Consider the following 23,554-nt stretch of genomic DNA (forward strand, 5'->3'; position numbering starts at 1 on the left):
AACGAATCGTTCCGCCGGTTAGACAACGCACTCTAGCGTGTCCAGCGCATGCGCCGATCGAGAATTAGTCCTCGATGACAACGCCCATGCTGCGTGCAGTACCTTCAACCATACGCATAGCCGCTTCAACAGAAGCTGCGTTGAGATCCGGCATTTTTTGTTCTGCGATCTCGCGAACGACGGAACGTTTAACCGTAGCGACTTTCTTCTTGTTCGGCTCGCCCGATCCTTTAGCGATCTTGGCAGCAACGCGCAGAAGAACAGCAGCCGGCGGCGTTTTCGTTTCGAAAGTGAACGAACGATCCTCGAACACCGTGATTACAACCGGAATGATAAGACCCGCTTGATCAGCTGTACGAGCGTTGAACTCTTTACAGAACGCCATGATGTTAACACCTGCTTGACCAAGCGCTGGACCGATCGGCGGAGCCGGATTCGCTTTACCCGCTGGAACTTGCAGTTTTACCAACTTGATGACCTTTTTTGCCATTGTGAACACCTCCTTGCCGTAGTAATCACATCTTCGCGGCGAAAGCCAGGCCTATTAGACCTTCTCCACTTGGCCGTAATCGAGCTCGACCGGAGTCTCTCTCCCGAACATGTTGACATGAACCTTCAGCTTGCTTTTGTCGAGCAGAATCTCTTCCACCGTACCGACAAAGTTCGCGAATGGCCCGACCTTAACGCGTACCGTTTCCTTCAGATCGAATTCGATCTTCGGTTTCGGTTCTTCCATGCCCATATGTTTCAAAATTTGGTCCACTTCATCAGGCAAAAGCGGAGTTGGTTTTGAACCAGAGCCCGTCGAACCGACAAATCCGGTGACGCCTGGAGTGTTGCGAACGACATACCAAGAATCGTCGGTTTGAATCATTTCCACGAGGACGTAACCGGGGTAAACTTTACGCATGACGGTTTTCTTCTTGCCGTCCTTGTCCACCACTTCTTCTTCCATCGGAACGAGCACGCGGAAAATCTTATCCTCCATGCCCATCGATTCAACACGCTTCTCAAGGTTTGTCTTCACTTTGTTCTCATAACCCGAGTAGGTGTGAACAACATACCATCTTTTCTCCATCATTTCCATAACAAGCCACCCTTGGCCCCTTCTTAAACAATCAGTTCGACCAATGCGGAAATCCCGATGTCAAGCACCCAGAAGTAAATCGTCATAGCTATAATCGTGAAAAACACGACGAGCGAGTAGCTAGTCAATTCTTTCCGGCTTGGCCAGCGGACTTTCTTCAATTCCGCGAAGCTGTCGGTGAAGAAGGAAAACGTCGACCCGAAGCTTTGCTTCAGTTTAGCTAAAAATGCCACGTTCACACCTCCAAAATGACCTATCTTGTTTCGCGATGAGGAGTATGCTCGTTGCAATACTTGCAAAACTTCTTCATCTCAATACGGTCAGGGTGATTCCGTTTGTTCTTGCTGGAAGCATAGTTTCTTTGTTTGCAGTTTGTGCAAGCCAACGTAATAATTACCCGCATTGTTGACACCTCCCAAACTAAGCGTAGATAAAGTTTGAAGCACTGTATGTGAAACTAGCCTGATTGACCCATAATAAAAAAAGACCTATTTAGGGCTACCAAAACACTTTATCACAAGCAATAGGGAGTGTCAATGGAAAACCGTGCCGCAGCACCTCACTATCAGCTTGGCGATTATTCGTCTTGGTCCGAGGCACTACAGCGCAAAGCAGGCGAAAAATTCCCTCTTCGTCAGTATCCAGTATCGTCACCGACAAGACGTTTCAAACGCCGCAAACCCTTCCCAATAAAAAAGAGCCGTAACGGCTCCGAATTAGACAAGGTTAAATTCCGATGTCACGAACCTCCAGGTAACGCTCGAGCTTCCGCTTCACGCGCTGCAGCGCATTGTCGATCGACTTCACGTGCCGGTCGAGATCGACCGCGATTTCCTGATAGGATTTGCCATCCAGATAGAGCATCAGCACCTTGCGCTCCAGATCGCTCAGAATTTCGGACATCTTGTCTTCAAGGCCGATAAACTCTTCCTGGTTGATGATCAATTCTTCCGGATCCGACACCCGCGTTCCGCAAATAACGTCCAGCAGCGTCCGGTCGGAGTCTTCGTCGTAGATGGGCTTGTCCAGCGAAACGTAAGAATTCAGCGGGATATGCTTCTGGCGCGTCGCCGTCTTGATCGCCGTAATGATCTGCCGCGTAATGCACAGCTCGGCGAAAGCCTTGAACGAAGCCAGTTTCTCGCCCCTGAAGTCGCGAATCGCTTTGTAGAGTCCGATCATGCCCTCTTGGACAATATCTTCGCGGTCGGCCCCGATTAGAAAATAGGAACGCGCTTTAGCCCGGACGAAGTTTTTATATCGATTGATCAGATACTCCAACGCTTCGCCGTCGCCTTCGCGAACCAGCTCGACAACGTCTTCGTCCGTTTTGCAGTCAAAGTCCAGCGTTTTCCATTCTCTGAGGTCGATGCTCACGAACAATCCCTCCGGCTCGAAAGGCATAAATGCCCCTAACTTCAGCAGCTACTACTTTTATACCGGCCCGCAATGCATACCAAATAGATCGTGTAAGCTAGAATCGGCATTCTAGCAGCAATCACCGTTCAGAAAAACATAGACTCAGTATACAGTACGTAACCTTTAAACGTCAATGAATATCGCCCCGAAACAACGCTTATTATCTAGCAGAAATGGGATTTCGCTCCGCTAAAGCGGTTTCACGCGTCAATTATTTTAACTTAAAGTTTACATAAAGATGACATCGACTAGCTCTTGCCCCTGCGCCAATTTTCCAGTTTCATTCGGATATCCATGCTCAGATTCCCGTCCAGTTCATTGCGGCTTTTGCCTTTCTGATCGACCTGCTGCTCGATCGCTTTGCGGTTCTGCTTGATCTCGATGAGCAGTTCCCGCGCGGATATGCGGAGCGCCCCTTTGCCGAACGCAACATGCTGTTCCACCAGATCGGACGTGGCGACGTGAATGTTGCGGCTGCGCATCGCCAGCTCCGAAGCCAGACGCTCGATGCAGGCATCCGCGGTCTCCTTCTCTTTGGTATAGACGACCGTCAACCGGTGCTGCTTGAAGGTAGACCCGACTCCGGGCACCTGATGCGCATCGAATACGACGACGACCGTCATCCCGGTAAATCCCTGATAATCCGCCAGCATCTCCAGCAGCCGGTCGCGGGCGTCCTCCAATCCTTTATCCCGGAGAGACGCCAATTCCGGCCACGCGCCGATCATGTTGTAGCCGTCTACGAGCAGGACATCGTCGCGCCGGCGCACGGCTACTTGCCGAGGCGCTGGCGCAGCACTTCATACATCAGCACGCCGGCAGCGACGGATGCGTTCAAGGAATTCAATTGGCCGTGCATCGGAAGCTTGATCAGAAAATCGCATTTCTCGCGGATCAGCCTGCCGATTCCTTTCGCCTCGTTGCCGATGACGATGGCGAGAGGCATGTCGAATTTCATCCCGGAGGCGAACAAGTCCCGCTCCGCGCCGACATCCGCGCCCGCTACCCACACGCCCGCATCCTTCAGCTTATCGATCGTTTGCGCCATATTCGTAATCCGCGCCACGGGAACGTACTCGACCGCGCCCGCGGACGTCTTCGTCACCGTCGCCGTCAAGGAAGCCGAGCGGCGCTTCGGTATAATGACGCCGTGCACGCCGGTGCATTCCGCCGTACGGAGAATCGAGCCCAGGTTGTGGGGATCCTCGATTTCGTCCAGCAGCAGGAAGAACGGCAGTTCGCCGCTTTCTTTCGCCCGGCCGAGCAGCTCCTCCACCTCGAAGTACCGGTATGCCGCAGCTTGCGCGACGACGCCTTGGTGGGCCATCCCCTCCACCATCTGATCCAGCTTGCGCTTATCGACGATCTGTACGATAAGTCCCGCTTTCTTCGCTTCCAGCATGATGGACTGGGCGCTCTTCTGCGCTTGCTCCGCTACCCAGATTTTATTGATTTCCCGTCCGGAGCGCAGCGCCTCCATCACGGGATGCTTGCCCGCTATCCACTCTTGCGATTCATCTTCTTGCACGCGCTCACTCATCATGATTCTCCTTCATCGATCCGGCTTCCGCCGGCGTTTCATCCGTTTCGCCGAAAGCGATCGCCATCAGCTCCCGCAGACGGTCGATCCGCTTGGTGTAATATAAGTAACCGACGAGGCATTCCAGCGCCGTCGCTTGTTTGTAATGCGCGGGATCCGCGTTCTTCGGCATCGTGCCTGATTTCGCGTTGCGGCCCCGCCGCACGATGTCCGCCTCCGCTTCCGACAAGTACGGCCGCCATTTCTCCAAGATGAGATACTGCGCGTTGGCCGACACGAACCGGGTCGCCTGCCTGTGCAGATGATGCGGCTTGTGGTTGGGCAGCGAAATGAGATACTGCCGCACGAGCACCTCGTACACGGCATCCCCGATGTAGGCGAGCACGATCGGATTCATCAAGTTGACGGGCTTCGTCGGCTCGTGAAACCAAAGATGGAGTCCTTCCGCATGCACGTTCGTCATTTGCGTTTCCATCGGATGCCTTGCGGCGTATCTTCCAGCACGATGCCCTGCGCGGCAAGCAGATCGCGGATCTCGTCGGCCCGCTTCCAGTTCTTGCTTGCGCGGGCTTCGGTACGCTCGGCGATCAGCGCGTCGATGTCCGCATCGAGCAGCTCCTCGCCCGCCGCGAGCAAGCCGAGCACGCGGTCGAACGATTCGAACGCCGCGAGCAGCAGCTGCAGCGCCTCCGGCGAAACGACCGGACGCTGCAGGTGCAGGTTCGCCTCGCTGACCAGTTCGAATACGGCCGTGATCGCATCCGGCGTATTGAAATCATCGTCCATTTTGGCGTTGAACTGCGCCTGGATCTCGTCGATCCGCGCTTGCAGCGGCGCCAATTCCTCGCCCGGCGCGCTGACCGCCGCGGACAGCCGGTGCTTGATGTTCGCCACCGAATTCGCGATCCGTTCGACGCTGTTCTCCGCTTGTTCGATCGTTTCATCGTTGAAGTTCAGCGGACTGCGGTAATGGCCGGACAGCATGAAGTACCGAATAACCTCCGGCTTGTAACGGCTCAGCAATTCCTGCACCGTAATCCCGTTGCCGAGCGACTTGGACATCTTCTCGTTGTTGATATTGATGAATCCGTTATGCATCCAGTAGTTGGCGAGCGGCTTGCCCGTCACCGCCTCCGACTGCGCGATCTCGCACTCGTGATGCGGGAACTGCAGGTCATGGCCGCCGCCGTGGATGTCCAGCGTATCGCCCAAGTATTTGCGCGCCATCGCCGAGCATTCGATATGCCAGCCCGGACGACCCGCTCCCCACGGGCTATCCCATTTGATCTCGCCCGGCTTCGCCGCTTTCCACAGCACGAAGTCCTGGCCGTTCTCCTTCCGCTCATCGACCCCGATCCGGATGCCGAGCTGCAGCTCCTCCATGTTCTGGTGCGAGAGCTTCCCGTAATCCGGGAACGTGTTCGTTCTGTAGAAGACGTCTCCGCCGTTCTCGTAAGCATGGCCGGATTCAACGAGTTCCTCGATCAAGGCGATGATTTCCGGAATATTCTCCGTCACGCGCGGATTCACGGAGGCATGGTGAATGCCGAGTCCCGCGATGTTCTCCTTGAACGCGGCAATGAACCGTTCGGCCACTTCCGGCACCGTCGTGCCGAGCTGCTCCGCCTTGCGGATCAGCTTATCGTCGACATCGGTGAAATTGACCACGTAACGCACGTCATAGCCGATCGATTCCAAATACCGGCGCACGACGTCGAAGAAAATCGCAGGACGCGCATTCCCGATATGAATGTAGTCGTACACGGTCGGTCCGCAGACATACATGTTTACTTTGCCCGGTTCAAGGGGCTGGAAAACTTCCTTCTCGCGCGACAGCGTGTTATAGATTCGCAATGTCATGGTCTTGTTTCTCCTCCAGCTACTGGCTGTTTATATCTTTCCTTGGTCTTCTCCCGCTCCAGCTCCGCCCGCAGGTCGGCCACTTCCTTCTGCATCGCGCGGAGCATCTCGATGACGGGATCGGGGAGCTGCGCATGATTAAGCCGGTCATTGACGCGGGCGCCGTTGCGCTTGACGATCCGTCCCGGGATGCCGACGACCGTGCTGCTCTCCGGCACCTCGCGCAGCACAACGGCATTCGCGCCGATATTCACATTGTCTCCAACCTTGAAGGAGCCTAGAACTTTGGCGCCGGACGAGATCACCACGTTATTGCCGATCGTCGGATGCCGTTTGCCCTTCTCTTTGCCCGTGCCGCCCAGCGTGACGCCTTGATAGATGACGACGTTATCGCCGATTTCGCAGGTTTCGCCGATTACGACGCCCATGCCGTGGTCGATGAACAGCCGTTCCCCGATCCGCGCGCCCGGATGAATCTCGATGCCGGTGAAGAACCGGCTCGTCTGCGAGATGATGCGAGCGAGCGTGAACCATTTGCGCTTGAACAGGGCGTGCGCAATCCGGTGAGCCCAAATCGCATGCAGACCCGAGTACGTAAAAACGACTTCAAACGTATTTCGTGCGGCGGGATCATTCTCGAGAACGGCCTGAATGTCGGACTTCATCGCGCGCAGCATAGTCAAGCCCCCTCTCTGCCAACCAATGATGATCGGCTCGCCCCGTCTGCGAGCGGCGCGGCAAGCTTCCGGTACCCCGGAATGACAATGCTAAACTAAAAAAGCCCCCGCAGCCCGTACCGGGCTGCAGAGGCGTATTAACGCGGTTCCACTCTGCTTCGCAGCGCTTGACTGGCAGGCGCATGCGATCTTAACGTCCGTAACGAGGACGCGGTCGTCATCTCCCACCCTGCGCGCGGCAGTTCGGAGAAGCGGCTCCCAGGCGCAATGTCTATCTCCGGAAATCGGCGACTTCCAGCCAATCGAATGCAAGCCCCGCACTGCCCGGCTCCGCTTCGAAAGGTCGCCATCTCTGTAATTCCCGCTCGAAATAAACGATCCTGTTCCATGCCTTATTCATATCAACTCATTCGAAAGTCATACGAACGTCAAATGCGTATTACATCAAGTATAGCCCACAGCCCTAGAACTGACAAGTGGCCTTCCGCCCGGTTATAGGTGATCGGGCGCGGTCCATACGCCGGCCATGCATAGCTTATGCATAAGCCATGCAACCGGAATCGGCCGGCAAGGAGCCGATTCTGTCGAGCCCGGCTCCGCTAGCCCAAGCGGCCCTGCAAGCGCGCCTGCACCTTCGCCCGGCCGAGCAGGACGATCGTCGCGTTCAGGTCGGGCCCGTGCGTCTGCCCCGTCAGCGCGGCGCGGATCGGCATGAATAGCTGCTTGCCTTTGAAGCCCGTCGACTGCTGCACCGATTTGATCGCGGCTTTGATGCCGTCTACCGTCAGTCCGTCCATCGCGTCAACCTGCTCCAGGAACGCCGCCAGCACCGTCGGCACCTGCTCCTCGGCAAGAACCGCGACCGCGTCTTCTTCGTCCGCCGGCTCCGGCAGGAAGAACAATTCCGTCAGCGGTACGATTTCCGAGGCGGAGCGCAGCTTATCCTGGTACAGCGCCACGAGATCCTTGACCCAGGCCGCCTGTTCCCCGGACAGCTCCTCGCTTATGCGGCCTGCCGCCGTCAGATGCGGAATGCACAGGTTCACGACGCGGGACAGTTCGGTTTTCTTCATATATTCGTTGTTCATCCATGCCAGCTTGTTCGTATCGAACACGGCCGGGCTCTTGCTCAGGCGGTTCGCGTTGAACGCCGCGATCAGCTCTTCGCGCGAGAAGATTTCCTGCTCGCCCTCAGGCGACCAGCCGAGCAGCGCGATGAAATTGAACATCGCTTCGGGTAAGTAGCCTAGCTTGTCGTACTGCTCGATGAACTGAATAATGGATTCGTCGCGCTTGCTCAGCTTCTTGCGGCTTTCGTTGACGATCAGCGTCATATGGGCGAAGATCGGCGGCTCCCAGCCGAACGCTTCGTAAATCATCAGCTGGCGCGGCGTGTTGGAGATATGATCCTCGCCGCGGAGCACGTGGCTGATCGCCATCAGATGGTCGTCGAGCGCTACCGCGAAGTTATAGGTCGGAATGCCGTCCTTCTTCACGATGACGAAGTCGCCGATGCCCTCCGACTCGAAGCTGATTTGGCCCTTGACCATGTCGTTGAACGCATAAGTCTTGTTGTCCGGCACGCGGAACCGCACGCTCGGAATGCGGCCTTCCGCTTCGAACGCCGCTTGCTCCTCCGCCGTCAGGCTGCGGTGCTTGCCGGAATAGCGGGGCATTTCGCCGCGCGCCGTCTGTTCTTCCCGCTCCTGTTCCAGCTCTTCTTCCGTGCAGTAGCATTTGTATGCGAGTCCGCGATCGATCAGATCCTGCCAATACCCGCGATAAATGTCGAGCCGCTCCGTCTGACGGTACGGGCCGTAGCCGCCCCCGATATCGACGCTCTCGTCCCACGTAATGCCCAGCCATTTCAAATACGTCAGCTGGCTTTCCTCGCCGCCCGCGACGTTCCGTTTGACGTCGGTATCCTCGATCCGAATGATGAATTTCCCGCCTAGGCTGCGGGCGAACAAATAATTGAATAAGGCCGTTCTGGCATTCCCGATGTGCAGATGCCCCGTCGGCGACGGCGCATAACGCACTCTGATGGTATCGGACATGACAAGTCGACTCCTTCCGTCATCAAGTGTATTGGAGAATCATAGCATAACCTTCACGAGGCAGACAACCGCTTGCGCCGCTATCCCTTCGCCCCGCCCGGCGAAGCCGAGCTGCTCCGTCGTCGTCGCTTTCACGTTCACTTGGGAGCTCTCTTCCGCCTCGAGCGCGCCTGCGATCACGTCGGCCATCTGCAGAATGTACGGCGCCATCTTGGGGCGCTGCGCAATGATCGTCGCGTCGACGTTGCCCAGCTTGTAGCCCCGCTCCTTGACGAGTCCCCATATATGCTGCAGCAGCTTCAGGCTGTCCGCATCCTTGAACGCCGGATCCGTGTCCGGAAAATGCTTGCCGATATCCCCAAGGCCCAGCGCGCCCAGCACCGCGTCGCTGACCGCATGCAGCAGCACGTCCGCGTCGGAGTGGCCGAGCAGCCCCTTCTCGTACGGAATCGTCACGCCGCCGATGATGCACGGGCGCCCCTCCGCCAGCTGATGCACGTCAAACCCTTGTCCCACTCGAATCATTCGTCCGTCCCTCTCTCCCGCTCCCGATTCGCCAGCAGAAACTCCGCATACGGCAAATCGTCAGGCGTCGTTATTTTGATATTCGTATAATCCCCTTCGGCGACCGATACCGGTACGCCAAGCCGTTCGACCGCCATCGCGTCGTCGGTGCCGACGAAGCGGTCCGCCGCGGCTTGCGCCAGCCCTCGTTCCAGCAAAGAACGGCGAAAAGCCTGCGGCGTTTGAATCGCCCACAAGCTTCGCCGTTCGGGTGTCGCCGTAATGACGCCGCTATCGTTCACTTGCTTGATTGTATCCTTGACAGGTACGGCCAGCACCGCTGCGCCGGTCGCCATCGCCGTCGTCATGCAGGCGCGCACGGCCTTGGGCGTCACGAACGGCCTTACGCCGTCGTGCACCATCACCCAGTCGACGCCGCCGCGCAGGGCGCTCAGCCCGAGCTGTACGGAATGCTGCCGCTCGCTCCCGCCCGCCGTGACCGATGCTACTTTATGAAGACCATAGTCCGAGACGAACGCCTTGCAGCGCTCGACGTCCTGCTGCCCGACGACCAGACAGATATCCGCGATCTCGTCCATGGAATCAAACGTTTCCAGGGTATGTACGAGAATCGGCTTGTCCCGCAGCATCAAATACTGCTTGCTCTCCGCCGTTCCCATCCGCGTACCGCGGCCCGCCGCCACGACGACGACGCCCCATTTTGCATCCGCAATTGCCATGCCTTCAACCGCCCCGCCGTAAACTTCGACTTTCCTTGCGCGCCAAGGCGCAGGATTAGCCTCCGTTCACTATCATACCTTGTTACTGCGCTTTTTCCAACAGCTTCGGCTTGGCGAAAATCATTCGTCCCGCGGACGTCTGCAGCACGCTCGTGACCAGCACTTCCATCGTCGTTCCGATATAGTCGCGGCCGCCCTCGACAACGATCATCGTGCCGTCGTCCAGATAAGCGACGCCTTGTCCGTGTTCCTTGCCGTCCTTAATGACCTGCACGACGATTTCCTCGCCCGGCAGCACGACAGGCTTGACGGCATTGGCGAGATCGTTGATGTTCAACACCGACACGCCCTGCAGCTCGCACACCTTGTTGAGATTGAAGTCGTTCGTGACCACTTTCCCGTGCAGCGCCTTCGCCAGCTTCACCAGCTTGCTGTCCACCTCGCCGTCTTCCATGTCGCCTTCATAGATCAACACTTTGACGTCGAGCTCCTTCTGAATTTTATTCAGAATGTCCAGCCCCCGGCGGCCGCGGTTGCGCTTGAGCAAATCGGACGAGTCCGCGATATGCTGCAGCTCCTCCAGCACGAATTCCGGAATGACGAGCGTGCCTTCGATAAAACCGGTCTTGCAAATATCCGCGATCCGTCCATCGATAATGACGCTTGTATCGAGAATCTTATGTTCCTCGTAGGTGCTTTCCTCATCCTGCCGCACCGGCTTCGCGCTGCGCTCCGTCATGAACGCCGTTAACCGCTCGCCGATCTCGGCCCGCTTGCTCAAGCCGACCTGCATGCCGGCGTAGCCAAGAAAGACGGTGAGCGCGACCGGAATCAGCATCCACGCGCCTTCCAGGCCGGACAGCGCCGGATACAGCAGCGCCGCAAGCGCAAGGCCGCCGAGCAGCCCCGCACCCCCGGCAAGCAATTCTCCCGTAGGCAGGGAGGACGCCCGTTCCGCGCCCTGGCGCATTCGTTTCTCCAAAGGTCCCGCGAGCACGGTGGCGAACGCGAAGCCGCAGATCGCCCCAATGACCATACTCATGTAATAACTCCCGGATTGCTGCATAAAACCGTTCGCCGAAGACGATGCCATAAAGCTTAAGCCGCTGTTTACGGAGCCGAATAGTTGTACCCCAATAACGCCGCCGAACAATACACCGATGCCCTGAATCATTCGTTTCATCATATAAATCCACCTCCATTACAATTATGTTCCAATTGTGATCGGGTTAATCGTATGGGGGCCGGGATTGCATTAGAAATTATTAACTTAGGGCGCGAGCGGTACAAAAGCCGCAAATCCGTTTTGAAATGATCGGCGGAGAGGCTTATAATAAAAGTAAAGCAATCCATTCCTGAAATGAGGTGGAACCGATGAACGCACCAACGTTGGAGCAGTTCCAGCAGCAGGTTTCCGAATTGCTGCTGCGTCATCGCAGCTTGCTGGACGTTCTGTCCAAATACGGCCAATCCGGCGCTTCCGTCAATCGTGCCGTGGCGAAATCCGTCACCGAGTGCGGCTGCATCGAATTGAATGCCCGTAAGCAGCAATACGAGGACGACTTCAATCTCGAGAAGGCGAAGCGGAAGCTGCATCATCACATCACCGGCGAGCTATGCGAGCACTGCAAAGAAGCGATCCAGAACGAACTCGGCCGCAATCTCTTCTACATGTCCGCCATGGCCAATCTGCTCGATATCCAGCTGGAGGACGTCATTAAGCGGGAGTCCGACAAGTGCAGCACGCTTGGACTGTTTAACTTAACCTAATTAACCTTTAACCCAACTTAACCATCGTCAACCGCCGCGGCTTGTCGCCTGCATTGCGCAACGAAACAAAGACCGCTTACCGTGCTCCTTCGCAGGAGCCGCTAAGCGGTCTTTATTAGGTCCGCGCGGTTACGCGCTATGCTCGTTATGCGCAGCTTCTTCCTGAAGCTGTTGTTCCAGCCGGCGTTTCCGTTTCTTGCTTGGGATGCGCCGATCAACGTTTTTTTTTAGGCCGTACAGCGCGTAAAGCACAAGCGGCACGAAAATGATTTTGGACAGTTGATGCGGGAATAGGATCCCGAGCGCGACCGAGACGACAACGATAATGGGCACGACCCATATCGCGTTCTTCGGAATGCCGAGCTTCTTGAAGTTGGGGTAACGAATCGTGCTGACCATCAGGAACGAGAGCACGAGCGTGCTCGCCATGAGCACGGAAACGGCGATATCTTTGTGGAACAACGCAAGCGTTGCAAGGACGCCGCCCGCTGCCGGAATCGGAAGGCCGATGAAATAGCCCGGCATGCTGGAGATAACGTTGAATCGCGCCAAGCGAAGCGCGCCGCAAATCGGGAACAGTGCCGTGATAATCCATGCCGGCGCCGGGTTCAGCTCTTGGAACGCAACGCTGTACATAATGAAGGCCGGCGCCACGCCGAAGGAGATGACGTCCGACAGGGAATCCAATTCTTTGCCAAACTCGCTCTGCGCGTTAAGCGCGCGCGCTACCCGACCGTCCACGCCATCCATCAGCATTGCGATAATGACCATCATCGCAGCCAACTCAGGTCTGGCGTTGTCAGGGAAAATAAGAATAACGGCAATTATGCCTAAAAACAAATTCGCCACCGTAAAAAGACTCGGTATCGACTTCGTGATCATTTGGCTCCACCTCATCTTTACTATGCCCCAAAACCGCGAACCGCAGTATTGGTGGGCAAACTTGAGAACAATACTTCTTGAAGAAGCTCCTTGTTCGGCAAGGTGTGAAATTGTAAGTTGTGCCCAGCTCCCGTCTGCATTCCCTCATTGTATGGGATTTAAATTTGTCTGTCAATGAACATCTGCTCTTGAATCCGTTTCAGCCCTTCCTTGATCGTACGGGCGCGAACCTCGCCGATACCGTCTACCGCGTCCAGCTCCTCGATCGTGGCCATCAGGACATGCGGCAGCGTGCCGAACCGTTCGACCAGATTATTGATGATGCCGGCCGGCAGGCGCGGAATACGGCTTAGCAGGCGATAGCCGCGCGGAGCGACCATCTCTTCGGAAGCGGCGCTTAACCCGCTGTAGCCCAGCAGCTTAATGATCTGCGGCAAATCGAGCAGCTCTTCGGACGTCAATTTGCGGATATTCGCGCGGATTTCGCGGACGCGCTCCTCGGTCGGTTCCTTCGCGTAATCCTTGAGCAGGAACCAGGCCTCCTCTTCTACCCCGCCGACCAGCTCATCCATCTGCATGCTGATCAGACGGCCTTCCGTCCCAAGCTCGTTGACATAGCGTTTGATTTCCATCTTAACGCGGATGACCATCTCCACGCGCTTGATGACATGCGCCACTTCCTGCAGCGTGACCATCTCCTCGAACTCCAGCGCCGACAGGTTCGTGAAGGATTGGCCGAGCACCACCTTATATTTCTCCAACGTCTGAATCGCCTGGTTCGCCTTCGTCAGGATAACGCCCATTTCCTTCAGCGCATACCGGAACTGGCCTTGATACAGCGTGATAATATTCCTCCGCTGGGAGATGGATACGACCAGCTTGCCCGTCTGCTTGGCCACGCGCTCCGCCGTCCGGTGACGGATGCCGGTCTCGCTGGACGAAATGGAGCTGTCCGGGATGAGCTGCGTATTGGCGTACAAGATCCGTTTGCGGTCCTCGCTCAGTATGATCGCGCCGTCCATCTTGGCAAGCTCATACAAGTAGTTCGGGGAGAAGTCGCAATTGATGGAGAATCCGCCGTCGACGACCTCCATCACTTCGGGGCTGTAGCCGACAACGATGAGCGCCCCCGTCTTTGCCCGCAGCACGTTGTCAAGCCCTTCGCGGAATGCCATTCCGGGCGCAACCATCTGGAGAAGCTGATTGATCATTTCTGCCTGGTTCGTCTCTTTCATCATCTTCCCCCCTTTATGCGAATGCCGCGGACAGCGCTTCTGCGACCGTCTCGACGCCGATGATCTCAATCCCCGCGGGCGGGGTCCAACCTTTTAAACTTTTTTTAGGCATAATGACGCGTTTGAAGCCGAGCTTATGCGCTTCCCTTACCCGTTGCTCCGCGCGTGAAACCGCCCGCACCTCGCCCGTTAATCCGATTTCGCCGAAGAAGACGTCGAACGGTCTTGTCGGCGCATCCTTGAAGCTGGATGCGATGCTCACCGCCGCCGCCAGATCAACGGCCGGCTCATCGAGCCTGATGCCTCCCGCCACGTTCAGGTAGGCGTCCTGCGTCTGCAGGAACATGCCCATCCGCTTCTCCAGCACCGCCACGATGAGCGTCATCCGGTTATGGTCGATGCCTGTCGCCATCCGCCGCGGCGAAGGAAAATTCGTCGTCGCCACGAGCGCCTGCATTTCGACAAGCACGGGGCGCGTGCCTTCCATGCTGGCGACGACGGTCGAGCCCGAGACGCCCATCGGCCGTTCCGATAAGAACAGCTCCGACGGGTTGTTCACTTCCCGCAAGCCGTCCTCCACCATTTCGAAAATGCCGATTTCGTTCGTGGAGCCGAACCGGTTCTTCACCGCCCGGAGCAGCCGGTATGTATGATGACGCTCGCCTTCGAAGTAGAGCACGCAATCCACCATATGTTCCAGCATTCTCGGTCCCGCGATGGCGCCTTCTTTGGTAACATGGCCGACCAGCACCGTCGCGATGCCTTTGATCTTCGCAACCCGCATGAAGTGCGCCGTGCACTCCCGAACCTGGGAGACGCTCCCCGGCGCCGATTGCACCTGCGGATCGTACACCGTCTGAATGGAGTCGATGACGAGAAAATCGGGTTTGACCGATTCGATCGCATCGTTGATCTGCTCCATGTTCGTTTCGCACAATACGTACAGCGTATCCGACAACGCGCCGAGGCGATCGGCGCGCAGCCGTGTCTGACGGACGGATTCTTCGCCGGAAATATAGAGCACGGTCAGCCGTTTCGAAGCGAGCGCATGCGACGTTTGCAGCAGCAGCGTCGACTTGCCGATCCCCGGATCCCCGCCGACCAGAATGAGCGACCCCGGCACGACGCCCCCGCCCAGCACGCGGTTGAGCTCCTTATTGGTTGTCTCGATCCGCTTCTCCTGACCACTTTCTATATGTATGATCGGTCGCGGCTTTTCTTTCGTCTGAATGAGCGGCGATCCCATAATGCCTTGCGTTTTGACGACCGTTTCCTTCTCTTCGACCATCGTATTCCATTGCCCGCAGCCCGGGCATTTTCCCATCCATTTGGGCGATTCGTTGCCGCACTCCGTGCATGCGAACTTGGTTTTAAGTTTTGCCATGAGCGGCTCCTTATGCAAAAGACGTATCATTCAAAGTTTACCATTTCTATCGTTGCGATTAAACCTTAAATTCCTTCAAAGAAATGGCTGCCGTCCGCATTCCTTACTATGTTGCGCAATTCATCGCCGACTCACTTTCCCATGCACAAAAACACCCTCATCCGCTGCAAAAGCAGCGGATGAGGGAAAGGTTTGCTTGCTTATAACGCTTGTTTATTAACGCGGCTTATTTGGTCGCCGGTTCTTCGGCGGCAGGCGCAGTGTCGACATGCGTGACCGTCAGCTCGCCATCCTTCTCATCGATGAGCAGCGTATGGCCTTTGGAGATCTTGCCCATCAGCAAATCCTCGGAGAGACGATCCTCGATATGCTTCTGGATCGCCCTGCGCAGCGGACGCGCGCCGTACTGCGGGTCGAAGCCTTCTTTGGCCAGGAATGCCTTCGCGGAATCCGTAAGCGTGAAGTCGACCTCTTGCTCGCGCAGCCGTTTGCGAAGCTCGTCGGACATCAGCGTGACGATTTGCGCGATATGCTCCTGCTCCAGCGAGTGGAACACGATCGTCTCGTCGATCCGGTTCAGGAACTCCGGACGGAAGCTCTTCTTCAGCTCGGCGAGCACTTTCTCTTTCATGATGTTGAAGTCGCGGCCCGCATCCTGCGCGGCGGTGAAGCCAAGCGAGGAGTTGCGTTTGATTTGATCGGCGCCGACGTTCGACGTCATGATGATCAGCGTGTTGCGGAAGTCGACGACGCGGCCCTTGGAGTCCGTCAGACGGCCGTCTTCGAGCACTTGAAGCAGGATGTTGAACACTTCCGGATGCGCCTTCTCGATTTCGTCGAGCAGGACGACCGAGTAAGGCTTGCGGCGGACCTTCTCCGTCAGCTGGCCGCCTTCTTCATAGCCGACATACCCCGGAGGCGCGCCGACGAGTCTGGACGTCGAATGCTTCTCCATGTATTCCGACATGTCGATGCGGATGACCGCGTTCTCGTCCCCGAACATCGCTTCCGCGAGCGCGCGGGCCAGCTCGGTTTTACCGACCCCGGTCGGACCGAGGAAGATGAACGAGCCCATCGGGCGCTTCGGATCCTTCAAGCCTGCGCGCGCTCTGCGGATCGCGCGGGATACCGCTTTGACCGCCTCGCTCTGACCGATAACGCGGTCATGCAGGATGTCTTCCATCTTGAGCAGGCGCTGCGTTTCTTCCTCGGCCAGCTTGGATACCGGGATGCCGGTCCAGCTTGCGACGACCTGCGCGATATCTTCGGGCGTCACCTCGGAATCGGTGCGGCCTTGCTTCTCTTTCCATTGGTTCTTCGTCACGTCCAGCTCTTCGCGGATCTTCTGTTCCGTGTCGCGAAGCGCGGCCGCTTTCTCGAACTCCTGGCTTTGAACGGCGGAGTCTTTCTCCTTGCGGATGTCCTCCAGACGGTTCTCCAGCTGTTTGAGATTAGGCGGTACCGTGTACGATTTCAATCTTACTTTGGAGCTCGCCTCGTCGATGAGGTCGATCGCTTTGTCCGGGAGGAAGCGGTCCGTAATATAACGGTCCGACAGCTTGACGGCTTGCTCGATGGCTTCGTCGGTGATTTTCACCCGGTGATGCGCTTCATAGCGGTCGCGAAGGCCATGCAGGATTTGGATCGCTTCTTCCGGCGACGGCTGGTCGACCGTAATCGGCTGGAAGCGGCGCTCCAACGCGGCGTCCTTCTCGATATATTTGCGATATTCGTCCAGCGTCGTGGCGCCGATGCACTGCAGCTCTCCGCGGGCAAGCGCCGGCTTGAGAATATTCGAGGCATCGATCGCGCCTTCCGCGCCGCCTGCGCCGATCAGCGTATGAAGCTCGTCGATGAACAGAACGATGTTGCCGGCTTGGCGAATTTCGTCCATGATCTTCTTCAGGCGGTCTTCGAATTCGCCGCGGTATTTCGTTCCGGCGACGACGGAGCCCATGTCGAGCGTCATGACGCGCTTGTCGCGCAGCGTCTCCGGAATTTCGCCGGCGATGATCTTCTGGGCAAGACCTTCGGCAATGGCCGTCTTCCCGACCCCGGGCTCCCCGATCAGAACCGGATTGTTCTTCGTTCTGCGGCTGAGCACTTGAATGACGCGCTCGATTTCCTTGCTCCGGCCGATAACCGGATCCAGATTGCCGTCTTTGGCATACGCCGTCAGGTCGCGCGCAAGTCCATCCAGCGTCGGCGTGCTGACGTTCGCCGGAGCGCCGTGATTGCTGGATACCGCCTCGCTGCTGCCAAGCAGCTGCAGTACTTGCTGGCGTGCCTTGTTCAGGCTGATGCCGAGATTATTAAGTACGCGTGCCGCAACGCCTTCGCCTTCGCGAATCAGACCGAGCAAAATATGCTCCGTTCCGACGTACGTATGGCCCAGCTTGCGCGCTTCGTCCATCGACAGCTCGATGACCTTCTTCGCGCGCGGCGTGTACGCGATGTTCGTTGGTTGTTCCTGGCCGCGGCCGATGAGCGACTCGACTTCGTCCTGAATCTTCTCCAGGCTCAATCCGAGACCGATCAGCGCTTTCGCCGCAATGCCTTCCCCTTCCCGGTTCAGGCCGAGCAAAATATGCTCCGTTCCGATATTATTATGACCGAGACGTACGGCTTCTTCCTGCGCCAATGCGAGCACCTTCTGTGCCCGTTCGGTAAATCTTCCAAACATCATGTTCACACACCCCCATGATCAGATTCACTGTGCAACTGTTTGCGTATAAGTTCCGCGCGCCGGATATCCCGAAGTTCAGGCGACATTTTCTCATTGAACACCTGCTGCAGGAAACCGGGCTGCGTTAATACCATCATTTCGTTCATGATTTGCGGCGTTGCTTCCCGAATCAAGCCAAGGTCGATCCCCAATCGAACATCGGACAGACGCTGCGCCGCTTCCTTGGAATCCATAATCATGGCATGGGACAGAATGCCGTAAGAACGCTGAATGCGATCCTCGAGCCGGACTCTGGAATCTTCCAAAAGCCGGTTTCTCGCGGCCCGTTCATGCTCGATGATTTGGCGGGCGACGTTATGCAGATTCTCGATGATTTCCCCTTCGGACTGCCCAAGCGTAATTTGATTCGAGATTTGAAACAGGTTGCCGGTCGCTTCGCTGCCTTCCCCGTAGATGCCCCTCACCGCCAACCCGACTTGCGTCACAGCCGATAGTATGCGGTTGATTTGCTGGGTAAGCACCAGCCCCGGCAGATGCATCATGACCGACGAGCGGATGCCCGTGCCGACATTCGTCGGACAACTGGTCAGATAGCCTCTGCGTTCATCGAACGCATAATCGGTCGCTTCTTCAAAAATATCGTCAATGCGGCTTGCAAGCCCCCACGCCTCCTTGATCTGGAAGCCAGGATACAGGCATTGGATCCGCAAATGATCCTCTTCGTTCACCATGATGCTGACCGCTTCGTTCTCACTCAGCATGACAGCCCCGCTGCGCGACTCATTAGCCAAGTTCGGACTAATCAAATGCTTCTCGACGAGGACTCGCCGTTCAAGCTCGTTTAAGCCCGATAACTGAATCGTCTCGAACGGACCGTAATCGTTCAGCTTCCCCGATTCGGCGACCGCCGTGAGCTTCTCCATCACTTCTTGCGCCTGCTGGTTCGTTGCAAGCATCGGAAACGGATGGCCCGTCAAATTGCGGGCGATGCGAATCCGACTGCTGATCACCACGTCGGCTTCAGGACCGCTGCCTTTCATCCAGTCGCTCAGCGCTTCTTCAACGTATGGCCGCTTCGACATCATGAATCACCTTCCTAACCATGCCTTTCCTTGGCGTCCGCGCTATTGCGTTCGAGCTCGCGAATCCGGTCCCTGATCTGGGCCGCATCCTCGAAATCCTCCTGCTCGATCCGCGTTTGCAAATCCCGCCGCAGCGCTTCGATCTCGCGCCTCGCCTGGATCTGCTCGCCGGCGCGCTTCGGAATTTTACCGACATGCGTCGTATTGCCGTGCACTCTCTTCAGAATGGGATCCAGCTTATTGCCGAACTGTACGTAACAGTTGCTGCAGCCGAAGCGGCCCATCTTACTGAATTGCGTATACGTCAGTCCGCAGTTGTCGCAGCGCAGCTGCTGCTGCGCATTGGCGCCGATACCGTTCATTGCGTTTGCCTGCTCGAAATCGAGCAAGCCCGACAATAAGCTGTGAATGGAAAAGCCGTTCGCCGTTCCCGGGATACCTTCGCCCCGTTCGCGCGCGCAAGCTTCGCAAATATGAAACTCCGTCTTCTCCCCGTTCACGATCTTCGTAAAATGAAGCGTAGCCGGCTTCTTCTCGCATTCCTGACAAAGCATTCCGCACTATCCCTCCTCTTACAAGGCTGCGCAGCCTACTTCATGAGCAGCGTAACGAGCATTGCCCGAAGCAGCCGAGCGCGAATTTCGTCGCGCAGCGGGAGCTTCACAGCCAAGGAATCGCGGGAAATCGCCGCCCGAAGCAAATTCGCTTCTCTGCGGGAAATGTGCTTCCCTTCCTCCAGCTGATAAATAACCCCTTCCGCCGTATCCTGGTCTACCTGCTCGCCGATCGTCTGAACGAGATGTTCCTGAAGGACGGACAGCGTAGGCAGCTCCACGCGTTGAATGCGGATATAACCGCCGCCGCCGCGTTTGCTCTCCACGAAGTAGCCTTTCTCCAGAGTAAAGCGGGTACTGATCACGTAATTGATTTGGGAAGGAACGCAGGAGAAGCGATCCGCCAAATCATTGCGCTGCAGTTCGACCGCACCGCCGGGGCTTTCCTTTAGCATATGCTTGAGGTACTGCTCGATGAGATCGGAAATGTTGCGCATTTCGCCAACCTCCCTATATTGCCCAAGCCATTCTTTCGGTCAAAGCAAGCGGCACGCTCCGAATGATAGCGGCGCCAATCCTCTCTTGCCTGAGAACGCCAGCCTGTTCATAAAGACTACATTGCAGCCAATATAAACCTCGCGTTTCAAGAAATTGAAATCGTCAAAGTTTTTAGTTAACTTGACTTTGACTTTCTTTGACCTTAACTCCATTATACGCAATTTCCCAAAAAGGTCAAGCGGCTTGCGGCAAACGATTGCTGATCCCCCGATACCTTACTAGCTTGGGCGGTTCGTGCCTATTTATACGCGGTCTGCGGCGAATCCACAACATTCCGTTCGGCTTGTGTATATCACTATATGATTAAACGTACGCAAACGATTAATAAACAACAAAAAACCGACTGCAATCATGCAGTCGGTTCATCGTGCTTGGCAACGTCCTACTCTCCCAGGACCCTGCGGTCCAAGTACCATCGGCGCTGAAGGGCTTAACGGTCGTGTTCGGGATGGGTACGCGTGGTTCCCCTTCGCCATCGCCACCAAACGGGCGTCTTCCTTGTCGGAATGCGCGATGTAACTCAGAGCTTTACACCCTGAAAACTGGATACGAACCTTTGCGAAGGTCTTTCATTAGCTGAAGAGCATGCATGTTGGATAAGCCCTCGACCGATTAGTATTCGTCAGCTCCACGCATTGCTGCGCTTCCACCTCGAACCTATCAACCTCGTCGTCTTCAAGGGGTCTTACGTACTGGGAAATCTCATCTTGAGGGGGGCTTCACGCTTAGATGCTTTCAGCGCTTATCCCGTCCGCACTTGGCTACCCAGCGGTGCTCCTGGCGGAACAACTGGTACACCAGCGGTGCGTCCATCCCGGTCCTCTCGTACTAAGGACAGCTCCTCTCAAATTTCCTACGCCCACGACAGATAGGGACCGAACTGTCTCACGACGTTCTGAACCCAGCTCGCGTACCGCTTTAATGGGCGAACAGCCCAACCCTTGGGACCTACTTCAGCCCCAGGATGCGATGAGCCGACATCGAGGTGCCAAACCTCCCCGTCGATGTGGACTCTTGGGGGAGATAAGCCTGTTATCCCCAGGGTAGCTTTTATCCGTTGAGCGATGGCCCTTCCATGCGGTACCACCGGATCACTAAGCCCGACTTTCGTCCCTGCTCGACTTGTTGGTCTCGCAGTCAAGCTCCCTTATGCCTTTGCACGCTACGAATGATTTCCAACCATTCTGAGGGAACCTTTGGGCGCCTCCGTTACATTTTAGGAGGCGACCGCCCCAGTCAAACTGCCCACCTGACACGGTCCCTGTACCGGATCACGGTACCAGGTTAGAACTCCGATACGATCAGGGTGGTATCCCAACGATGCCTCCACCGAAGCTGGCGCTCCGGCTTCCTAGGCTCCCACCTATCCTGTACAGATCGTACCAAAGTCCAATATCAAGCTGCAGTAAAGCTCCATGGGGTCTTTCCGTCTTGTCGCGGGTAACCTGCATCTTCACAGGTATTAAAATTTCACCGGATCTCTCGTTGAGACAGCGCCCAAGTCGTTACGCCATTCGTGCGGGTCAGAATTTACCTGACAAGGAATTTCGCTACCTTAGGACCGTTATAGTTACGGCCGCCGTTTACTGGGGCTTCGGTTCATAGCTTCGGGTTGCCCCTAACCACTCCCCTTAACCTTCCAGCACCGGGCAGGCGTCAGCCCGTATACTTCGCCTTACGGCTTCGCACAGACCTGTGTTTTTGCTAAACAGTCGCTTGGGCCTTTTCACTGCGGCCCCCTCGGGCTATTCACCCTACCGAGGCACCCCTTCTCCCGAAGTTACGGGGTCATTTTGCCGAGTTCCTTAACGAGAGTTCTTCCGAGCGCCTTAGCATACTCTGCTCGCCTACCTGTGTCGGTTTGCGGTACGGGCACCTTCGCCTGGCTAGAGGCTTTTCTTGGCAGCTTGAACGCATGACCTTCGCTACTGCAATTTTCGCTCCCCATCACAGCCCAGCCTTACGATGCGCGGATTTGCCTACGCATCAGCCTCACTGCTTGGACGGGCATCCATCAGCCCGCGTCACTATCCTTCTGCGTCACCCCATTGCTCGTAACGGCTTACGGTGGTACAGGAATATCAACCTGTTGTCCTTCGACTACGCCTTTCGGCCTCGCCTTAGGTCCCGACTTACCCTGAGCGGACGAACCTTCCTCAGGAACCCTTAGGCTTACGGCGGACAAGATTCTCACTTGTCTTTTCGTTACTCATACCGGCATTCTCACTTGAATGCGCTCCACCAGTCCTTACGGTCTGACTTCAACGTACATTCAACGCTCCCCTACCCCTGATGCATACGCATCAAGCCATAGCTTCGGTGGTGTGTTTAGCCCCGTTACATTTTCGGCGCAGAGTCACTCGACCAGTGAGCTATTACGCACTCTTTAAATGGTGGCTGCTTCTAAGCCAACATCCTGGTTGTCTTTGCAACTCCACATCCTTTCCCACTTAACACACACTTGGGGACCTTAGCTGATGGTCTGGGCTGTTTCCCTCTTGACAATGGATCTTAGCACTCACTGTCTGACTCCCGGTTATAAGTACATGGCATTCGGAGTTTGACTGGACTTGGTAACCCTTGGCGGGCCCCGCACCCAATCAGTGCTCTACCTCCACGACTCTTGACACCGAGGCTAGCCCTAAAGCTATTTCGGGGAGAACCAGCTATCTCCGAGTTCGATTGGAATTTCTCCGCTACCCCCACCTCATCCCCGAATTTTTCAACATTCGTGGGTTCGGGCCTCCAGTGCGTGTTACCGCACCTTCACCCTGGACAGGGGTAGATCACACGGTTTCGGGTCTACGTCCACATACTCATTCGCCCTATTCAGACTCGCTTTCGCTGCGGCTCCGGCTCTTCACCTTAACCTTGCATGGGAACGTAACTCGCCGGTTCATTCTACAAAAGGCACGCCATCACCCCTAAATTGGGCTCTGACTTCTTGTAAGCGCACGGTTTCAGGTTCTGTTTCACTCCGCTTCCGCGGTGCTTTTCACCTTTCCCTCACGGTACTGCTTCGCTATCGGTCGCTAGGGAGTATTTAGCCTTGGCAGATGGTCCTGCCGGATTCCCACGAGGTTTCACGTGTCTCGCGGTACTCAGGATCCGTCTCGGAGAGTGCTGACTTTGGGCTACAGGGCTTTTACCTTTTGTAGCGGGCCTTTCCAGACCTCTTCGCCTAGCCAACACCTTTGTAACTCCATGTGAGACGTCCTACAACCCCAAGGAGCAAGCTCCTTGGTTTGGGCTAATCCGCGTTCGCTCGCCGCTACTGACGGAATCACTGTTGTTTTCTCTTCCTCAGGGTACTTAGATGTTTCAGTTCCCCTGGTATGCCTCCTTGTTACCTATGTATTCAGTAACAGGTGACTGGACATTACTCCAGCCGGGTTTCCCCATTCGGACATCCCCGGATCAGCGCCTGCTTACGGCTCCCCGAGGCATTTCGTCGTTCGCCACGTCCTTCTTCGGCTCCTAGCGCCTAGGCATCCTCCGTGCGCTCTTAGTAGCTTAACC

Annotated in this window: 22 protein-coding genes and 2 rRNA genes; 1 reads left to right on the forward strand and 23 read right to left on the reverse strand. The window is 56.4% G+C overall.

Annotated elements, in window-relative coordinates; translation table 11 throughout:
• Positions 1-64: 64 nt before the first annotated feature.
• The 14 genes from rplK to GXP70_RS27860 all read right to left on the reverse strand — a co-directional run bounded on the left by rplK (position 65) and on the right by GXP70_RS27860 (position 11,070).
• Positions 65-490 (reverse strand): 50S ribosomal protein L11, encoded by a 426-nt coding sequence (gene rplK, locus GXP70_RS27795; protein ID WP_090583195.1) that lies wholly within the window; start codon positions 488-490, stop codon positions 65-67.
• A 54-nt stretch (positions 491-544) separates the two neighbouring features.
• Entirely contained in the window at positions 545-1,078 is a 534-nt protein-coding gene (gene nusG / locus GXP70_RS27800; protein WP_162360715.1) for a transcription termination/antitermination protein NusG, read from the reverse strand.
• 32 nt (positions 1,079-1,110) lie between these two features.
• A complete protein-coding gene (secE, locus tag GXP70_RS27805; protein WP_161705055.1) occupies positions 1,111-1,320 on the reverse strand; it encodes a preprotein translocase subunit SecE in 210 nt (69 codons plus the stop codon).
• Positions 1,321-1,340: 20 nt separating this feature from the next.
• Entirely contained in the window at positions 1,341-1,490 is a 150-nt protein-coding gene (gene rpmG, locus GXP70_RS27810) for a 50S ribosomal protein L33 (protein WP_090583192.1), read from the reverse strand.
• Between the two features lie 323 nt (positions 1,491-1,813).
• Positions 1,814-2,464, reverse strand: a complete 651-nt coding sequence (gene sigH, locus GXP70_RS27815; protein ID WP_162359864.1) for an RNA polymerase sporulation sigma factor SigH — start codon at positions 2,462-2,464, stop codon at positions 1,814-1,816.
• Positions 2,465-2,754: 290 nt separating this feature from the next.
• Positions 2,755-3,234, reverse strand: a complete 480-nt coding sequence (locus tag GXP70_RS27820; protein ID WP_263864147.1) for an NYN domain-containing protein — start codon at positions 3,232-3,234, stop codon at positions 2,755-2,757.
• A gap of 44 nt (positions 3,235-3,278) precedes the next feature.
• On the reverse strand, positions 3,279-4,046 hold the full coding sequence (gene rlmB / locus GXP70_RS27825) for a 23S rRNA (guanosine(2251)-2'-O)-methyltransferase RlmB (protein WP_162359868.1): 768 nt from the start codon (positions 4,044-4,046) through the stop codon (positions 3,279-3,281).
• A complete protein-coding gene (locus GXP70_RS27830) occupies positions 4,039-4,509 on the reverse strand; it encodes a Mini-ribonuclease 3 (protein WP_162359870.1) in 471 nt (156 codons plus the stop codon). The genes rlmB and GXP70_RS27830 overlap by 8 nt, the downstream gene beginning before the upstream one ends.
• Positions 4,506-5,906 carry a cysteine--tRNA ligase gene (gene cysS / locus GXP70_RS27835; RefSeq protein ID WP_162359872.1) on the reverse strand — a complete coding sequence of 467 codons (1,401 nt, stop codon included), beginning with the start codon at positions 5,904-5,906 and terminating at the stop codon, positions 4,506-4,508. Before cysS ends, GXP70_RS27830 begins: the two co-directional genes overlap by 4 nt.
• Positions 5,903-6,583, reverse strand: a complete 681-nt coding sequence (gene cysE, locus GXP70_RS27840; RefSeq protein ID WP_162359873.1) for a serine O-acetyltransferase — start codon at positions 6,581-6,583, stop codon at positions 5,903-5,905. The genes cysS and cysE overlap by 4 nt, the downstream gene beginning before the upstream one ends.
• A 599-nt stretch (positions 6,584-7,182) precedes the next feature.
• Positions 7,183-8,640 carry a glutamate--tRNA ligase gene (gene gltX / locus GXP70_RS27845; RefSeq protein WP_162359875.1) on the reverse strand — a complete coding sequence of 486 codons (1,458 nt, stop codon included), beginning with the start codon at positions 8,638-8,640 and terminating at the stop codon, positions 7,183-7,185.
• A 39-nt stretch (positions 8,641-8,679) separates the two neighbouring features.
• Positions 8,680-9,165, reverse strand: coding sequence for a 2-C-methyl-D-erythritol 2,4-cyclodiphosphate synthase (ispF, locus tag GXP70_RS27850; RefSeq protein WP_162359877.1), 486 nt, complete (start codon positions 9,163-9,165; stop codon positions 8,680-8,682).
• Positions 9,162-9,884, reverse strand: coding sequence for a 2-C-methyl-D-erythritol 4-phosphate cytidylyltransferase (ispD, locus tag GXP70_RS27855; RefSeq protein WP_162359879.1), 723 nt, complete (start codon positions 9,882-9,884; stop codon positions 9,162-9,164). Before ispD ends, ispF begins: the two co-directional genes overlap by 4 nt.
• A gap of 82 nt (positions 9,885-9,966) precedes the next feature.
• A complete protein-coding gene (locus tag GXP70_RS27860) occupies positions 9,967-11,070 on the reverse strand; it encodes a PIN/TRAM domain-containing protein (protein ID WP_162359881.1) in 1,104 nt (367 codons plus the stop codon).
• A gap of 188 nt (positions 11,071-11,258) precedes the next feature.
• Between GXP70_RS27860 and GXP70_RS27865 the strand changes: the two genes are divergently transcribed.
• Positions 11,259-11,654, forward strand: a complete 396-nt coding sequence (locus tag GXP70_RS27865) for a nucleoside triphosphate pyrophosphohydrolase family protein (protein ID WP_162359882.1) — start codon at positions 11,259-11,261, stop codon at positions 11,652-11,654.
• A gap of 129 nt (positions 11,655-11,783) precedes the next feature.
• Here GXP70_RS27865 and pssA read toward each other — a convergent pair whose 3' ends face one another.
• The 9 genes from pssA to GXP70_RS27910 all read right to left on the reverse strand — a co-directional run bounded on the left by pssA (position 11,784) and on the right by GXP70_RS27910 (position 23,554).
• On the reverse strand, positions 11,784-12,536 hold the full coding sequence (pssA, locus tag GXP70_RS27870; protein ID WP_162359883.1) for a CDP-diacylglycerol--serine O-phosphatidyltransferase: 753 nt from the start codon (positions 12,534-12,536) through the stop codon (positions 11,784-11,786).
• A gap of 158 nt (positions 12,537-12,694) precedes the next feature.
• Complete coding sequence (disA, locus tag GXP70_RS27875) at positions 12,695-13,771, reverse strand: DNA integrity scanning diadenylate cyclase DisA (RefSeq protein ID WP_162359885.1); 1,077 nt, start codon at positions 13,769-13,771, stop codon at positions 12,695-12,697.
• Positions 13,772-13,784: 13 nt separating this feature from the next.
• Positions 13,785-15,155: a DNA repair protein RadA gene (gene radA, locus GXP70_RS27880; protein WP_162359887.1), complete on the reverse strand. Its 1,371-nt coding sequence runs from the start codon at positions 15,153-15,155 to the stop codon at positions 13,785-13,787.
• A gap of 226 nt (positions 15,156-15,381) precedes the next feature.
• The gene (gene clpC / locus GXP70_RS27885) at positions 15,382-17,841 is read right to left on the reverse strand and encodes an ATP-dependent protease ATP-binding subunit ClpC (RefSeq protein WP_162359889.1); all 2,460 of its coding nucleotides are present in this window, start codon (positions 17,839-17,841) and stop codon (positions 15,382-15,384) included.
• A 2-nt stretch (positions 17,842-17,843) separates the two neighbouring features.
• Entirely contained in the window at positions 17,844-18,923 is a 1,080-nt protein-coding gene (locus GXP70_RS27890) for a protein-arginine kinase McsB (protein WP_162360716.1), read from the reverse strand.
• A gap of 14 nt (positions 18,924-18,937) precedes the next feature.
• Positions 18,938-19,477 carry a protein-arginine kinase activator protein McsA gene (locus GXP70_RS27895; protein WP_162359891.1) on the reverse strand — a complete coding sequence of 180 codons (540 nt, stop codon included), beginning with the start codon at positions 19,475-19,477 and terminating at the stop codon, positions 18,938-18,940.
• Between the two features lie 35 nt (positions 19,478-19,512).
• The gene (locus GXP70_RS27900; RefSeq protein ID WP_162359893.1) at positions 19,513-19,974 is read right to left on the reverse strand and encodes a CtsR family transcriptional regulator; all 462 of its coding nucleotides are present in this window, start codon (positions 19,972-19,974) and stop codon (positions 19,513-19,515) included.
• Between the two features lie 430 nt (positions 19,975-20,404).
• A 5S ribosomal RNA gene (rrf, locus tag GXP70_RS27905) occupies positions 20,405-20,521 on the reverse strand.
• A gap of 106 nt (positions 20,522-20,627) precedes the next feature.
• Positions 20,628-23,554, reverse strand: a 23S ribosomal RNA gene (locus GXP70_RS27910).

Origin of the sequence: Paenibacillus lycopersici (assembly GCF_010119935.1) — a bacterium.
Taxonomy (GTDB): Bacteria; Bacillota; Bacilli; order Paenibacillales; family Paenibacillaceae; genus Paenibacillus_Z; species Paenibacillus_Z lycopersici.

Coding starts and splice junctions, on each gene's coding strand:
- clpC (WP_162359889.1), bottom strand. CDS start 17,841: ATGATGTTTGGAAGATTTACCGAACGGGCACAGAAGGTGCTCGCATTG.
- ispF (WP_162359877.1), bottom strand. CDS start 9,165: ATGATTCGAGTGGGACAAGGGTTTGACGTGCATCAGCTGGCGGAGGGG.
- pssA (WP_162359883.1), bottom strand. CDS start 12,536: ATGATCACGAAGTCGATACCGAGTCTTTTTACGGTGGCGAATTTGTTT.
- GXP70_RS27860 (WP_162359881.1), bottom strand. CDS start 11,070: ATGATGAAACGAATGATTCAGGGCATCGGTGTATTGTTCGGCGGCGTT.
- rplK (WP_090583195.1), bottom strand. CDS start 490: ATGGCAAAAAAGGTCATCAAGTTGGTAAAACTGCAAGTTCCAGCGGGT.
- GXP70_RS27890 (WP_162360716.1), bottom strand. CDS start 18,923: ATGTCGAAGCGGCCATACGTTGAAGAAGCGCTGAGCGACTGGATGAAA.
- GXP70_RS27830 (WP_162359870.1), bottom strand. CDS start 4,509: ATGACGAACGTGCATGCGGAAGGACTCCATCTTTGGTTTCACGAGCCG.
- rpmG (WP_090583192.1), bottom strand. CDS start 1,490: ATGCGGGTAATTATTACGTTGGCTTGCACAAACTGCAAACAAAGAAAC.
- GXP70_RS27900 (WP_162359893.1), bottom strand. CDS start 19,974: ATGCGCAACATTTCCGATCTCATCGAGCAGTACCTCAAGCATATGCTA.
- cysS (WP_162359872.1), bottom strand. CDS start 5,906: ATGACATTGCGAATCTATAACACGCTGTCGCGCGAGAAGGAAGTTTTC.
- nusG (WP_162360715.1), bottom strand. CDS start 1,078: ATGGAGAAAAGATGGTATGTTGTTCACACCTACTCGGGTTATGAGAAC.
- gltX (WP_162359875.1), bottom strand. CDS start 8,640: ATGTCCGATACCATCAGAGTGCGTTATGCGCCGTCGCCGACGGGGCAT.
- cysE (WP_162359873.1), bottom strand. CDS start 6,583: ATGCTGCGCGCGATGAAGTCCGACATTCAGGCCGTTCTCGAGAATGAT.
- ispD (WP_162359879.1), bottom strand. CDS start 9,884: ATGGCAATTGCGGATGCAAAATGGGGCGTCGTCGTCGTGGCGGCGGGC.
- rlmB (WP_162359868.1), bottom strand. CDS start 4,046: ATGAGTGAGCGCGTGCAAGAAGATGAATCGCAAGAGTGGATAGCGGGC.
- GXP70_RS27820 (WP_263864147.1), bottom strand. CDS start 3,234: ATGATCGGCGCGTGGCCGGAATTGGCGTCTCTCCGGGATAAAGGATTG.
- GXP70_RS27865 (WP_162359882.1), top strand. CDS start 11,259: ATGAACGCACCAACGTTGGAGCAGTTCCAGCAGCAGGTTTCCGAATTG.
- radA (WP_162359887.1), bottom strand. CDS start 15,155: ATGGCAAAACTTAAAACCAAGTTCGCATGCACGGAGTGCGGCAACGAA.
- GXP70_RS27895 (WP_162359891.1), bottom strand. CDS start 19,477: ATGCTTTGTCAGGAATGCGAGAAGAAGCCGGCTACGCTTCATTTTACG.
- disA (WP_162359885.1), bottom strand. CDS start 13,771: ATGAAAGAGACGAACCAGGCAGAAATGATCAATCAGCTTCTCCAGATG.